The sequence below is a fragment of the Streptomyces sp. NPDC031274 genome (assembly GCF_055570235.1).
In genome coordinates this window covers 133921-146542 of the sequence record NZ_JBVIHP010000006.1, presented here as the reverse complement: position 1 = coordinate 146542, position 12622 = coordinate 133921, and the positions used below count along the sequence as shown (strand labels likewise).

The window sequence follows — 12622 nt, the reverse complement described above, 5'->3', positions numbered from 1 at the left end:
AGGTGGCCGGTGCGTGCAGGCCCGGGGCCCCGCGAGGGGTCCCGGGCCCGCGTGCGTGAGAGGCGCGTGCGCGGAGAGGGTCGGCTCAGCCGTTGGCGAGCGCCTGCACCCGGTCGAGGGCGCCGTTGAACTTGTTGTGGTCGCCGACCGTCGGACCCGTCGACGTGTACTGCCACATCGTCTGGACGCCCCACCCGGCGGGCAGCTCACCCGGGGCGCTGGCGTAACGGGCGATCCAGAGCGGGTTGTTGGCGGCGAAGCCCCCGTAGTTGCCGGTGCAATCCTTCCACCAGCTGGTGGCCGTGTAGATCACGGCGTCGCGTCCGGTGCGCGCCTTGTACTGGTTCAGGAAGTCACGGATCCAGGTGACCATCGCGGACTGGGACTTGCCGAAGCAGGCCGCCCCGTACGGGTTCCACTCGATGTCGAGCGCGCCCGGCAGCGTCTTGCCGTCACGCGACCAGCCGCCGCCGTTGTCCACGAAGTAGTTGGCCTGGGTGGCGCCGCTCGTCGTGTCGGGCGTCGCGAAGTGGTAGGAGCCGCGGATCATGCCCGCGTTGTACGAACCGTTGTACTGCTGGGCGAAGTAGGGGTTCTTGTAGTACGTGCCTTCGGTGGCCTTCGCGTAGGACCACTTCACGCCGCTGTTCCAGAGCGTCGACCAGGCGACGTTGCCCTGGTGGCTGCTGACGTCGACGCCTTCGGTCTGTACGGCGTCACCACCGGGCGGGAGACTGCCCTGCCCGTCGTGCTCGATGACGCCCTGGCCCATGCGGGCCGTGCCGCGGGCCGGTATGTCGTCACCACCGGCGGCCTGTGCGGCGCCTGGCAGCGTGAGGAGGAGGGAGAGGGCGGAGAGGACTGAGAGCAGGATTCCGGCCGCTGACCAACGCGAGCGGCGGGGTGTTCCGGGTCTGTGCACGGGCATGTGCGTGCCTCCGTTAGGCCTCGGTTGAGCTCGATGGAGCTCGTGGGGGGACCTGTCGACAGGTTCGTGGTGTGAACATGTCACGTACGACGCTACGCACGTAGACCCGTGGCTGGGAAGGGGTTCCTGTGCCTGCCGTTGGTCTACTCCTGCGGCGGCGTCCTCGGCGCGGTCGCACCGGACGTTACGAAATACTGGCCGAGCTGCGGCGATGGAGAATTCGCATGATCCGGAAAGAAAGCGTGCCATGGGTGCTGAAGTGCACGAGGGCGAGAACGACGGTGGGGTCGACGTGAACGACGGTCGAGCCGACGTGGACCGGCGGGGCGTGGAGAGGCTGGTGGACCGTGAGTTCCTCTCCCTGGAGCGGGAGCTGACGCTGCTCCTGCGCCGGGCACGTGCCTCGTCCGGGGAGATGGCGCGCCAGGTCCACCCCGACCTGGAACCCGCCGCGTACGGACTCCTGGTCTGCCTCGACGACTCGGGTCCGCAGCGGGCCACGCACCTCGCCGCGTACATCGGCGTCGGCAAGGCGACGATGAGCCGGCAGCTGCGGGCCCTGGAGGAACTGGGCCTCGTCGCCCGCGAGCCCGACCCCGCCGACGGCCGGGCCTGGCTCGTCCACCTCACCGAGGAGGGCGGGACGCGGTTCCGCGAGGTGCGGGCGGGGCGCAGGGAGCGGTACGTGCGGCAGCTCTCCGGGTGGGACCGGGCGGAGGTGGCGGAGCTCGCGCGCTTGTTGCGTCAGCTGAACGAGTCCGCGGAGTCCTGAGGGGCGTCGAGCCCCGAAGGGGCGCGGGGAACTGCGCGACCAGCCGTGAGGCGCACCAGTCACGGCGCGCACCAGCCGCGACGCGCCCGCGGATGAGATCCGGACTCTCGCCGGGACGGACCCCGGGTCACAACTCCGCGTAGACGACCGCCGCGTCGTCATGCCGCTTGCCCCGAGGGAACGCCGCGCCCTCCGGGTCCGCACGCTCCAGCTCCCGAACCCGGTCCACCAGGCGCTGCGGCCCGTCCTTCCGCAGCAGCTCGAAGCATTCCGCCCAGTCGCCCGCGCGGAACGTCTCCACCCAGCGGCCGACTCCGTCCGTCAGGGCCGCCACCGCGGACACCTCCGCGCGGGGCGACGTGCCGGTGACCGCACGTGCCGCCGCCGACGGGTCCGCCGCCGCCGTGAAGAAGCCGTCCTCCGCGTTCCGCAGGGCCTCGACCGCGGCGCCGTACGCGCGGCCCGCGACCTCGCGTTCGGCGGAGCCGCGGGGCAGTGCGCGGACGGCGTCGCGCATCTCGCGGATCCGCGGCGGCAGCTCCGCGAGGCGCTCGTCGAGCACCGGTGTGACCGAGCCGTCGGGGCCCGCGATCAGGAGCGCGGAGTCGGACAGGACGAGGTGCTCGACCCGTTCGTCGTCCCAGCGCACCAGAACCACGGTCGCCTGAGGCGTACGCGGGTGAGAAAGGTCACAGGTTTGACCATGGGCGTCCGCGGTGCGCACGATCGCCGCCGCGAGGACCTCAGTGAGCGTCATATCCCGTCGCGAAACGGACAGTTCCCCCAGTGCGCCCCCGAGTCGCGCCGTGAACCAAGGGACAGAATGCAGACAGCCGTCGTCTCCGGCAGGCGGAGTCACCCCGTCGAGAAGGGCGAGCGATCCGCCCTGTCCGGATGCGGGAAGCATGACCGCGGCATAGTCCTCGTTGGGGCGCGCGGGGTCTCCGGGCTCGGTGGCGAGTTCGATACGCATTCCGCCAGTCTGCACGAGGCCTTCACAAGGCCGCCCAGCGGTCGACGGCGGGCGGGGATCGGCCCGGACCGGCAGGTCAGACGCCGGATTTCGGTCGGAATAATCACTTCCGGCGGCGTGTGGCAGCGCATCCTGCCAAAGCCTGCGGTCGGCGTCCAACCGGCTCGCCGTGGCCGGTACTTTCGGTCCACTTCGGGACTTGCTCGCCAACTCCCCGCCGATGTTCACTCCTTCGGGTGGCCAGGCATGTGATGCACGACTGCCACCCATCGGCACTGGAAGGGTCTGGAGCCGTACCGGGGGCGCGTGTGTTGACGGATCGTCACCCGGGCTCATGGGCAGACGAAGAACAAGAATGCGAGCACCGGTGCAGAAGATGCGGCCTGGGCGCAAGGGCAAGCAGACGGCTCCTGAAGGGGCCACGCCGGGCGCGACCACCCCTACAGAGCGTTCGCCCGAGCACGCGGCGGGAGAGAGCGCGGCGGGAGAGGGCGTGGCGGCTGCGGTGACAGGACCCGCAGCCGGAGAGAAGCCCGCGGGGCAGAACTCTGCGGGGCAGGACTCGGCAGGGCAGAACTCCGCAGGGCAGGACACGGCAGGGCCGAACTCCGCGGAGACGGAGAAGCCTGCCGCGCAGCCCGTCGACGCAGACCCCGCGAAGCCTTCCAAGCCCCTGCCGCAGGCCGTGCAGCAGCCCGCGAAGCCCGTGCAGCCGGTGAAGTCCGTCAACTCCAAACCCACCGCGCGCGTACGCAATCGGCTGATCGTCGCCGTCGCCGTCGTGGCCGCCGCGATCGCCGGCGCCGGAGCGCCCGCGATCGTCGCCGCCTCCGGGCAACTGAGTGACGCGCAGAGCCTGGTGACCCTCGCCGAGCGGACCCAGGACGCCGTGTCCCTCGGTCACTCGCTGGCCGACGAGCGCGACGAGGTTACCTCGTTCATCGCGGCGGGCCGCCCGCAGGGCAAAGGGCTCTCCGAGAGCCGCAGCGCCCGCGTGGACCGCCAGGTCGCCGAGTTGCGGACGGCCGACGGGCCGGTGTCCCTGCGCGCCGAGCTCGACAGCATCGGCGCCGTACGCAGAGCGGCGCTCACCGGCAAGAGCACTGCTCTGGAAGCCCACACGGCGTACTCGAAGGTCATCACCGAACTGCACGGCCTCACCCGTGAACTCGCCGAGAAGACCCCGCCCCGCGCTGGCTCCGGCGCCTACGCGCTCGCCGACCTCGACCACGCCGTCGAGCAGGCGGCAAGCGCCCGCGGCCTGCTCCTCGCCACCCTCGCCGTCCCGCGCTCCACGGAGACGAGCACGGCCCTCGACCCCATCACCGGCCTGCCCACCACGGTGGTCGACGAGTCCTCCGCGTACAACAAGCGCCGCGACGGCCTCAGCGCCGCCGCCCAGCAGGCCCACGTGCGCGAACAGGCGGCCATCGCCGACTTCCGGGACGCGGCCACGGACGGCGCCCGCAGCACGTACGACTCGACGGTCACGGGCAACGAGGTGACGACGGCGGAGAAGTACCTCTCCCGCCTCACCGACCAGCCCACGCTCTCCACCGCCGAGCAGCGGTACGACCGCAAGAAGCTCGACACCGCGCTCTCCGCCCGCATCGAGATGATGCGCGGCGCCGAGTCCGCTCTCACGGTGCAGCGCACCAAGGACCTCGCCAAGCTGCGCGACGACGACGTGACGGCCCTGGAGATCCGCGTCGCGCTCATCGGCGTCACGCTGCTCGTGGCGGTCGGCGTCTCCATGGGCATGGCCCGCAGCCTGACCCGTCCCCTCGCCGTCCTGCGCATCGGCTCGGCCCGCCTCGCCACCGAGCCCGCGCCCCAGGAGCCGATCCGCTTCACGGGCCGCGACGACGAGTTCGCCCAGGTCGTACGGTCCGTCAACGCGCTGCACGAGCACGCGGCGGCCCTCACCGAGCGCCTGACCACGCTCGAAGCGGACCGCAAGCACCTCATCGGCCAGCGCACGTCCATGGCCGACGAGCGCGAGAAGCTGCGCGCCGAACTGGCCGAGGCCGCCGCCCACTTGGAGCGGGTGCGGCAGTCCATCCACGGCACGTTCGTCAACCTGGCCCTGCGCACCCTGGGCCTGGTCGAGCGGCAGCTCGCCGTCATCGAGAACCTGGAGGACCGCGAGCAGGACCCCGACCGCCTCGCCACGCTCTTCAAGCTCGACCACTTCGCCACGGTCATGCGCCGCCACAGCGAGAACCTCCTGGTCCTCGCCGGGGCCGAGCACGGCCACCAGCACCCGGGCCCGGTCCCGCTGGTCGACGTCGTACGCGCCGCCGTGAGTGAGATCGAGCGGTACGAGCGGGTGCGTATCGCCACGCTGCCGCCGCACGCGCACGTCGCGGGCTTCGCCGCGGACGACATCAGCCACCTGGTCGCCGAGCTCCTGGAGAACGCGACCTCGTTCTCGCCGCCGGACGCCTCCGTCGAGGTCTCCGGCTGGCTCCTGGAGAGCGGCGAGGTCATGCTCTCCGTGCAGGACGAGGGCATAGGGGTCACACCGGACCGCATGGACGAGCTCAACACCCGCCTGGCTCAGTTCCGTCCGGACGACGCGTACGACCAGGAGAGCGGGGACGGGCTCGGGCTCGGCCTCTATGTCGTGGCCCGGCTCGCCGCGCGGCACGGTGCGCGGGTCCGGCTGCGCGAGCAGAAGCAGGGCGGCATCGCGGCCGTCGTGGTCCTGCCGAAGTCGATCCTCGCCGCGGCGCCCGCGGTGGGTACGCCGCCGGTGGGTGTTCCGGTCGCCGGTGCGGCCCCCGCGCTGCATCTGCCCGGCTCCGAGGCCGAGGCGAACTCCAATGTGCTGCCGGGACGTGCGGCGGAGGCCGCGGCGGTGACCTCAGGCGTGGATCCGCTGATCGAGGCCGCGGAGCAGGCGGTGCGTGAAGCGGAGCCCGAGGCTGATCCCGAGGCCGAGGCGCAGGCCCAGGCTGAGCCTGAGGCCGAGCCCGAGACTTCGCCCGAGACGACCATGGAGCTTGTCCTTCCGCCGGTCCCGGAGACTCCGGAAGCTCCGGAAGCGGAGGCCCCGGAAGCGGAGGCGCCGGAAGCCGAGCCCGACCTTGACCCCGAGCCGGTACCCGCCCCCGAAGAGGCCTCCGAGGACGCCCCCGCCCCCAAGTGGGAGCGCGTCACCGACAAGGGGCTCCCCAAGCGCACACCCAAGATCACCGCACCCGAGCCCACCGTGCCCAAGGCGCGCAGCGGCTCCGTGGACGCCGAAGCGCTGCGCAAGCGCCTGGGGGGCTTCCACCAGGGAGCGATAAGCGGCCGTCGCGACGTAGAGGCCGAACTGAACGACCGCAACGGCGAGACCGCAGAGACCCAAAAGACCAACGAAACCAACGAACCCAACGAAACCAAAGAGACCAGAAAGACCGAAGAAAACATGGGGGACACAGTCGAGGAGGCAAGTAGTTGACTGCGCCCATGCGCTCACCCGGTTCGTCCACCGGAAGCAGTACCTCCACCCGCGGTGAGAGAACCGCCGGGTTCGGCCTGAGCAGCGAAGCACGCAACCTGCACTGGCTGCTCACCAACCTCGTCGAGGATGTGCCGGGGCTGCTTTCGGTGGCCGTGGTCTCCTCCGACGGACTGCTCCTGCTCTCCTCCGACCCCGCACGCAACAACGAGCAGGCGGTCGACAACAGTTCGGGCCCCAAGGGCTCCAGCGCGGACCTCGCCACCATCGTGTCCGGTGTCGGTTCCCTCTGCATCGGCGCTTCCAAGCTGATGGACTCGGGGCCGGTCAAGCAGACCGTCGTCGCCATGGAGGAGGGCAGCCTCTTCGTGATGTCGATCAGCGACGGTTCGCTGCTCGGTGTGCACGCCACCCCGGACTGCGACATGACCGTCGTCGCGTACCACATGGCGCTCTTCGTGGGCCGCGCCGGGCATGTCCTCACCCCCGAACTCCGCAGTGAACTGCGCCAGTCGATGGAGAGCGTCCGATGAGCAGTAAGCCCGGCAAGCTGCCCCAGCGCGGCGGTGCCCGCAAACCCGCCCGAGTGCGCCCGTACTCGCTCACCGGCGGGCGCACCCGATTCGGTCACGTCCTGCTCGTCGAGACGTTCGTGGCCGCTCTCGAGGCTCCCGAGGAGCGCCGCGAACTGCCGCAGGGCGACGCCATCGCCCGCGTCATGCCCGAGATGCGGGCCATCGTCGAGATCTGCCGCCGTATGCGTACGGTCGCGGAGATCGCCGCGCTTTTGAAGATGCCGCTCGGCGTGGTCCGCGTACTGCTCAGCGACCTCGCAGACCAGGGAAAGATCCGCGTGTACGGCACGGGCCACGGCCCGGGACAGCCGGACCGCGCGCTGCTGGAAAGGGTGCTCAGTGGACTCCGCCGTCTCTGACCTCCACCACCCGGGCCCCGACCCGGACGAGAACCTGCAAGCCTGGCAGACGGACCGAACCCGGGCCCCGATCGCGACGAAGATCGTGGTGGCGGGCGGTTTCGGCGTCGGCAAGACGACCCTGGTCACCTCGGTCTCCGAGATCACACCCCTCCAGACGGAGGCGTTGATGACGCAGGCGAGCGAGGGCACGGACGACCTCACGTCGACCCCGGACAAGACCACGACCACGGTCGCCATGGACTTCGGCCGGATCACGCTCGACGACGACCTCGTGCTCTACCTCTTCGGTACGCCGGGGCAGCAGCGCTTCTGGTTCATGTGGGACGACCTGGTGCGCGGCGCGATCGGCGCCGTCGTCCTCGCCGACACCCGCAGGCTCGCCGACTGCTTCCCCGCGCTCGACTACTTCGAGAGCTGCGGTCTGCCGTACATCGTGGCCGTCAACCACTTCGACGGCACCGAGGAGTTCGAGCCCGCGGACGTCCGCGACGCGCTGACGATCCCCGCGCACATACCGGTGCTGATCATGGACGCGAGGCAGCGGATCTCGGCGATCGAGTCCCTGCTCTCGCTGGTCGGCCACGCCCTCGCCGTAACCCCTGAATAGCTCTTTCTGATCTTGAGCACGTCAGTACGTATCAGTAGTACGTACCAGCACGTAGGAGAAGTAGCCGCATGCGGAAGATACTCGTCGTCGGAGCCGGTCAGGCCGGACTCCAGATCGCTCTCGGACTCCAGTCGCAGGGGTACGAGGTCACCCTGATGTCCAACCGCACGGCGGACGAGGTCCGGTCCGGCCGTGTCATGTCCACGCAGTGCATGTTCCACACCGCGCTGCAGCACGAGCGCGACCTCCAGCTGAACTTCTGGGAGTCGCAGGCGCCGAAGATCGAGGGCGTCGGCGTCTCGGTCGCCGGGCCCGACTCGTCCCGCGTCATCGACTGGGTCGGCAAGCTGGACGGATTCGCCCAGTCCGTCGACCAGCGCGTGAAGATGGCGGGCTGGATGGAGACGTTCGCGCAGCGGGGCGGCCAGCTGGTCATCCACGGCGCGGCGGTCTCGGACCTCGACTACTTCTCCCGCACGTACGACCTGGTGCTCGTCGCCGCGGGCAAGGGCGAGCTCGTCTCGATGTTCGAGCGGGATGCCTCGCGCTCCCCCTACGACGTGCCGCAGCGCGCCCTGGCCGTCTCCTACGTCCACGGGATGGGGCCGCGGCCCGAGCACCCCGAGTTCGAAGCGGTGCGGTGCAACCTGGTGCCGGGCGTGGGCGAGCTCTTCGTCATGCCGACGCTGACGACGACCGGGCGCGCGGACATCCTGTTCTGGGAGGGCCTGCCCGGCGGCCCCCTCGACGTCTTCCAGGGGATCAAGGACCCCTCCGAGCACCTGGCGCTGACGCTGGAGCTCATGGAGAAGTTCACGCCGTGGGAGTACGCGCGGGCGACCAAGGTCGAACTGACGGACGCGGGCGGCACGTTGTCCGGCCGCTACGCGCCGACGGTCCGCAAGCCGATCGGGCGGCTGCCGAGCGGTGGCCTCGTCCTCGGCGTCGCCGACGTGGTCGTAGCCAACGACCCGATCACGGGACAGGGGTCCAACTCGGCCTCGAAGTGCGCGGCGTCGTACCTCGCGTCGATCGTCTCGCACGGCGACAAGCCGTTCGACGAGGCCTGGATGCAGTCCACGTTCGACGGTTACTGGGAGACGGCTCAGCACACCACCAAGTGGACGAACGCGATGCTGTCGCCGCCGCCGGAGCACGTCCTGAACCTGATCGGCGCGGCGGGCCAACTGCAGCCGGCGGCAGATCGTTTCGCGAACGGCTTCAACGACCCGGCGGACTTCGAGAACTTCTTCTACGAGCCGGAGAAGACGGGGGCGTACCTGGCGGGGCTTGCGGGTTAGTTCGTACCCGGGGCGGGGCGGGGCCCCGACAGAGCGCCCGGTCAGTGCCTCAGGCCCCGTGCCCAGCGTTCGGTGCTCCCGCCCGCCCATACCCCGCGTCCCCGCCCCTCATCGCCCCGCGAGGCAACTTCGGTGGGGTGTAGCCCTTCATCGGCTCCGCCGAGGGGTCCGGACGTACCGCTCCCAGTACGGGGTTCGCCGCGATGGGGGAGACCTTTACCCGGGAACCGGGGCGGGGGGCCTGGATCACCATGCCGTCGCCCAGGTAGATCGCCACGTGCGTGGCCTTGGGGAAGTAGACGATCAGGTCACCCGGGCGCAGCTTCCGCAGCGAGACCCGCCGCAGTTGTGCCCACTGCTCCTGCGACGTGCGCGGGATCGTCTTCCCGGCCTTCGCCCATGCCTTTGAGGTGAGCCCCGAGCAGTCGAAGGACTTGGGTCCCTCCGCGCCCCACTTGTACGGCTTGCCGATCTGCCGCACGGCGTAGTCAAGCGCCGAATCCCCTCGCTTGGACGGCGGTCGCGACGGTGCGGAACCCGGAGAACCCGGAGAACCCGGAGAACCCGGAGAACCCGAAGATCCCTGAGATCCCTGAGATTCGGGAGATGCGCTCAGCTTGCCCGATGCCAGGAACTTCCGCTGCGCGTCGGCCATCCCCTCCTCCTCCGCCCGCGCGAGCTCCGCGAGCTGCTCCGTGCTCAGCGAGGCGAGCAGTTCCTCGACCTCCTTCAGCTGCCCCTTGACCGTGTTCCGCTCCTCCTTCTGCTGGGCGGCGAGCGCGACTTGGGCCGCGAGGGCGCTCTTGGCCGTGGCCGCCAGCGTGGCCGCCGTCTTCTCGCCGCCGACGAGACGCCGCACCGTCGCCGCCCGCTCCGCCGCCACGCGGCCGATCACATGCCCCTGGTCGAGGGCCTGCTGCGGGTCGCGGGCCAGGAGCAGGCGTACGTAGGGGGAGATCTCCGTGGTGCCCTGGTACTGCTGCCGTGCGAAGCGGCCCGCCGCGCCCTTGCCGGCGTGCACCGATGTGCGGGCGCGGGCCAGGCTGCCGTTCAGGCGGGTGACCTCGGCGCGCTGCTCCTTGAGCCTCTCCGCGGTCGCGTTGTACGTCTCCGTCGACTCCTCGGCCTTCCGGTACAGCTCCTGAAGGTCTGTCAGGAGCTCGGAGACGGGGCGTTCGGTGGTGCCGTCGGGCTCCGGGACGGCGTACGCCGGAGACGCCGTCGCCAGCAACACCCCGACCGCGGCTCCCGTACCGACCCACCGCAGCAGCTTGCCTGACATGCCATCACCTCCCGAGCGCGGCGGTACGTCCGCCCGCACCGCGAGCATCGACCGCCCCGGCGCGGTCCGCCTCCGGAAGGTGCGCGGGCGGCGCAATGCGGTCACTCGTCCAGGGCCCCACGGCGCGCCGCCCTTGCCGCCCCGGCCGCGCTCAGTCCGCCGCGCTCGCCCCGCCCGGCTTCGACCACGGCCACTTCAGGCCGGACCCGGCCTTGTCGCCCTCGGGGTCGTACTCGTACTTCCAGCCCTGGTGCAGCCCCAGCCGCCTCCCCGGGGCCTTGGCCACCCGGCGGTACACGAGCACGGTCGGCGGGCCGCCCGCCTCGTCCGGCACCGGGACCCGGTACACCTTCGGGGGGTGGCCGGTCGGGCCGAGCAGGATGGGCAGTACGCGGCCGTCCAGGGGGCCACCCACGAAGGGGGTGTCTTCGCTCTTCACCCGCCCAGTGTCACAGCACCGGCGTCACAGCAGGTGCGCCGCGTCGCTCACTACGGGAAGGACACGCCGGGCGAGCGAGCCCGCGGGGCCGTCCGCCGTCTCCATGGCCAGTGCGCCCCGTACCGCCTCCGCCGTCTGCGGGTCGCGGCCCGCGGAGGCCACCAGGACCGCCATGAACTGCTCGACGAGCCAGTCCCGCAGTTCGTCGAGCGACGGCTGCTTCTCCTCGTCGAGCCAGATCAGGGACGCCGCCTCGACGGAGGTGATCCACATCCGCACGGTCATCCTCAGGCGCGGGCCCGTGGCGCCCACGACCTCCAGGTGGGCCAGGATGTGATCGGCGGCCGTCCTGCGCACCTCGTCCACGATGGCGGTCGTCCGCGAGGTCTCCACGACGCTGCCGCCCTGGAGGAGCGCGCTGAAGCCCGCGTCGTGCTGGTCGACGAAGGCGAGATAGCGGTCGAGGGCGTTCGCGAGGCGCTGCGTGAGCGGGCCCTCCGGAGGCTCGTCGAAGCACTGCTCCAGCTCGTCGGCGGCGGAGCGCAGCGCGGCCTCGTACAACTGCTGCTTGCCGCCCGGGAAGTAGCGGTAGACGAGCGGCCGGGAGACACCGGCGGCCTCCGCGACGTCGTCGAGGGAGACCTCGTCGGGTGCGCGCACCGCGAAGAGGGACAGGGCGGCCTCCTTGAGCTGCCGCTGCCGCTCTTCGACACTGAGGCGCCGGTACGCGCGGGTGGGAGCAGGCGAGGTCATGCCTCGCAGCGTATCCGCCCTGTCGAACAAACGCGCCGGAACCCTACGTACCCTCTTCACTCCGACAGCAGAGACAGCTAGGACAGCTGCGACCGCCACGACAGCTACGCCAGCAGCCCCGAGCTCTTCCACAGCCGCCGCCCGGCGCCCCGCAGCACCCCGATGTCGTCCAGGAAGTCCGTCAGGCGCTTGGCTCCGGTCTGCATGATCTCGCGGCGGTGCGCACTCGCCTTGACCTGCGCCATGGCCTCCCGCCTGTCCAGGCCCACGTTCGTGTAGACCTCGGGGTTGATGAAGGCGACGGAGAAGACGCGGGCGAACTCGCCGGAGGTGAGGCGGGTGAACTCCTGGGACCAGCGCGGTGCCGTCACCATCTGGCGCCGCAGCTCCTCACGGGCGTACCGCACATGGCGCGCCTCCTCCACGACGTGGATCCGCGTGACGCCGCGCACGAGGGTCTGGACGCGCTCGTCCGGGAACGTCAGGCGCTGCATCCAGTCGAGGATCTCCTCGCCGAGCAGCGTCGCCGTGAACGAACCGGGTGTCGTCGAGATGGTCTTGAAGAGGCGACCGAGGTTCCGGTGCACGGTGCTGACCGGGTAGTACGGGGTGTCCCCGCGGGTGATCAGGCGCGCGAACATCTTCGAGTGCCGGCACTCGTCCTCGATCTCCGTCAGCGCGTACCGCACGTGGGAGCTCGTGGCGGGCTTGTCGTAGATGTGCCGTACGAGCAGCTGCATCAGGATCAGTTCGAACCAGATGCCGAGTGAGGCGAGCGCGGCGGCCTCGTGCTGGGAGAGCGCGATGCGCTGCTCCTCGCTCATCCGCTGCCACATCGGCGTGCCGTACAAGGACACCAGCTCCGGGGGCCAGAACCACTTGCCCTCCTCGAACGGTGCCTCCCAGTCCAGTTCCTTGTCGGGGTCGAAGGAGTGCTTGGCGGAGGAATCGAGCAGCCGCTCGGCCACCTGCTCCCGGTCCTTGAGCAGTCCCAGCGCGTCCCGCAGCCCTTCGATCGCCGCGTCCTCCGTGGTGGTCGTCATGGCTCTGCCCCTGCCTCGTCGTCAGAGTTACCGGCGGTCACGACTTATGAGACTGCCCGTCAGCAAGGCCGTCAATCCCTTGCGCACGACTTGTTGACCCCACGTCTACGAACGTGTGAGCCTGCCAATTACCAAGCGG

The 12622-nt window shown here is 70.5% G+C and carries 12 protein-coding genes; 6 read left to right on the top strand and 6 right to left on the bottom strand.

The genetic code is table 11. The features are described 5' to 3' along the window. Positions 1 to 85 precede the first annotated feature (85 nt). Positions 86 to 928 (bottom strand): lysozyme, encoded by an 843-nt coding sequence (locus ACZ5CR_RS12430; protein ID WP_468856506.1) that lies wholly within the window; start codon positions 926 to 928, stop codon positions 86 to 88. A gap of 247 nt (positions 929 to 1175) precedes the next feature. Between ACZ5CR_RS12430 and ACZ5CR_RS12425 the strand changes: the two genes are divergently transcribed. Then, positions 1176 to 1700 (top strand): MarR family winged helix-turn-helix transcriptional regulator, encoded by a 525-nt coding sequence (locus ACZ5CR_RS12425; RefSeq protein WP_468856503.1) that lies wholly within the window; start codon positions 1176 to 1178, stop codon positions 1698 to 1700. A gap of 127 nt (positions 1701 to 1827) precedes the next feature. On the opposite strand, the gene ACZ5CR_RS12420 is transcribed toward ACZ5CR_RS12425, so the two are convergent. Next, entirely contained in the window at positions 1828 to 2673 is an 846-nt protein-coding gene (locus ACZ5CR_RS12420) for a protein phosphatase 2C domain-containing protein (RefSeq protein ID WP_468856501.1), read from the bottom strand. 355 nt (positions 2674 to 3028) lie between these two features. Between ACZ5CR_RS12420 and ACZ5CR_RS12415 the strand changes: the two genes are divergently transcribed. The 5 genes from ACZ5CR_RS12415 (at position 3029) to ACZ5CR_RS12395 (ending at position 8966) form a co-directional block, all read left to right on the top strand. Beyond that, on the top strand, positions 3029 to 6121 hold the full coding sequence (locus tag ACZ5CR_RS12415) for a sensor histidine kinase (RefSeq protein WP_468856498.1): 3093 nt from the start codon (positions 3029 to 3031) through the stop codon (positions 6119 to 6121). Beyond that, the gene (locus tag ACZ5CR_RS12410; RefSeq protein ID WP_468856495.1) at positions 6118 to 6654 is read left to right on the top strand and encodes a roadblock/LC7 domain-containing protein; all 537 of its coding nucleotides are present in this window, start codon (positions 6118 to 6120) and stop codon (positions 6652 to 6654) included. Before ACZ5CR_RS12415 ends, ACZ5CR_RS12410 begins: the two co-directional genes overlap by 4 nt. Further along, positions 6651 to 7055, top strand: a complete 405-nt coding sequence (locus ACZ5CR_RS12405; protein ID WP_468856493.1) for a DUF742 domain-containing protein — start codon at positions 6651 to 6653, stop codon at positions 7053 to 7055. The genes ACZ5CR_RS12410 and ACZ5CR_RS12405 overlap by 4 nt, the downstream gene beginning before the upstream one ends. Continuing rightward, positions 7036 to 7665 carry a GTP-binding protein gene (locus ACZ5CR_RS12400; RefSeq protein ID WP_468856490.1) on the top strand — a complete coding sequence of 210 codons (630 nt, stop codon included), beginning with the start codon at positions 7036 to 7038 and terminating at the stop codon, positions 7663 to 7665. Before ACZ5CR_RS12405 ends, ACZ5CR_RS12400 begins: the two co-directional genes overlap by 20 nt. Before the next feature lie 68 nt (positions 7666 to 7733). Next, on the top strand, positions 7734 to 8966 hold the full coding sequence (locus ACZ5CR_RS12395) for a styrene monooxygenase/indole monooxygenase family protein (RefSeq protein ID WP_468856488.1): 1233 nt from the start codon (positions 7734 to 7736) through the stop codon (positions 8964 to 8966). A 49-nt stretch (positions 8967 to 9015) separates the two neighbouring features. Here ACZ5CR_RS12395 and ACZ5CR_RS12390 read toward each other — a convergent pair whose 3' ends face one another. The 4 genes from ACZ5CR_RS12390 to ACZ5CR_RS12375 all read right to left on the bottom strand — a co-directional run bounded on the left by ACZ5CR_RS12390 (position 9016) and on the right by ACZ5CR_RS12375 (position 12483). Further along, complete coding sequence (locus tag ACZ5CR_RS12390) at positions 9016 to 10248, bottom strand: C40 family peptidase (protein WP_468856486.1); 1233 nt, start codon at positions 10246 to 10248, stop codon at positions 9016 to 9018. Between the two features lie 151 nt (positions 10249 to 10399). Next, on the bottom strand, positions 10400 to 10687 hold the full coding sequence (locus ACZ5CR_RS12385; RefSeq protein WP_468856483.1) for a hypothetical protein: 288 nt from the start codon (positions 10685 to 10687) through the stop codon (positions 10400 to 10402). A gap of 24 nt (positions 10688 to 10711) precedes the next feature. Next, positions 10712 to 11440 (bottom strand): TetR/AcrR family transcriptional regulator, encoded by a 729-nt coding sequence (locus ACZ5CR_RS12380; RefSeq protein WP_389903232.1) that lies wholly within the window; start codon positions 11438 to 11440, stop codon positions 10712 to 10714. Positions 11441 to 11544: 104 nt separating this feature from the next. Next, positions 11545 to 12483 carry an AurF N-oxygenase family protein gene (locus ACZ5CR_RS12375; protein WP_468856479.1) on the bottom strand — a complete coding sequence of 313 codons (939 nt, stop codon included), beginning with the start codon at positions 12481 to 12483 and terminating at the stop codon, positions 11545 to 11547. Positions 12484 to 12622: the final 139 nt, after the last annotated feature.

Excerpts from the sequence above, each read along its gene's own strand:
- ACZ5CR_RS12430 (WP_468856506.1), bottom strand. The coding sequence starts at position 928 with ATGCCCGTGCACAGACCCGGAACACCCCGCCGCTCGCGTTGGTCAGCG.
- ACZ5CR_RS12425 (WP_468856503.1), top strand. The coding sequence starts at position 1,176 with ATGGGTGCTGAAGTGCACGAGGGCGAGAACGACGGTGGGGTCGACGTG.
- ACZ5CR_RS12420 (WP_468856501.1), bottom strand. The coding sequence starts at position 2,673 with ATGCGTATCGAACTCGCCACCGAGCCCGGAGACCCCGCGCGCCCCAAC.
- ACZ5CR_RS12415 (WP_468856498.1), top strand. The coding sequence starts at position 3,029 with ATGCGAGCACCGGTGCAGAAGATGCGGCCTGGGCGCAAGGGCAAGCAG.
- ACZ5CR_RS12405 (WP_468856493.1), top strand. The coding sequence starts at position 6,651 with ATGAGCAGTAAGCCCGGCAAGCTGCCCCAGCGCGGCGGTGCCCGCAAA.
- ACZ5CR_RS12395 (WP_468856488.1), top strand. The coding sequence starts at position 7,734 with ATGCGGAAGATACTCGTCGTCGGAGCCGGTCAGGCCGGACTCCAGATC.
- ACZ5CR_RS12390 (WP_468856486.1), bottom strand. The coding sequence starts at position 10,248 with ATGTCAGGCAAGCTGCTGCGGTGGGTCGGTACGGGAGCCGCGGTCGGG.
- ACZ5CR_RS12380 (WP_389903232.1), bottom strand. The coding sequence starts at position 11,440 with ATGACCTCGCCTGCTCCCACCCGCGCGTACCGGCGCCTCAGTGTCGAA.
- ACZ5CR_RS12375 (WP_468856479.1), bottom strand. The coding sequence starts at position 12,483 with ATGACGACCACCACGGAGGACGCGGCGATCGAAGGGCTGCGGGACGCG.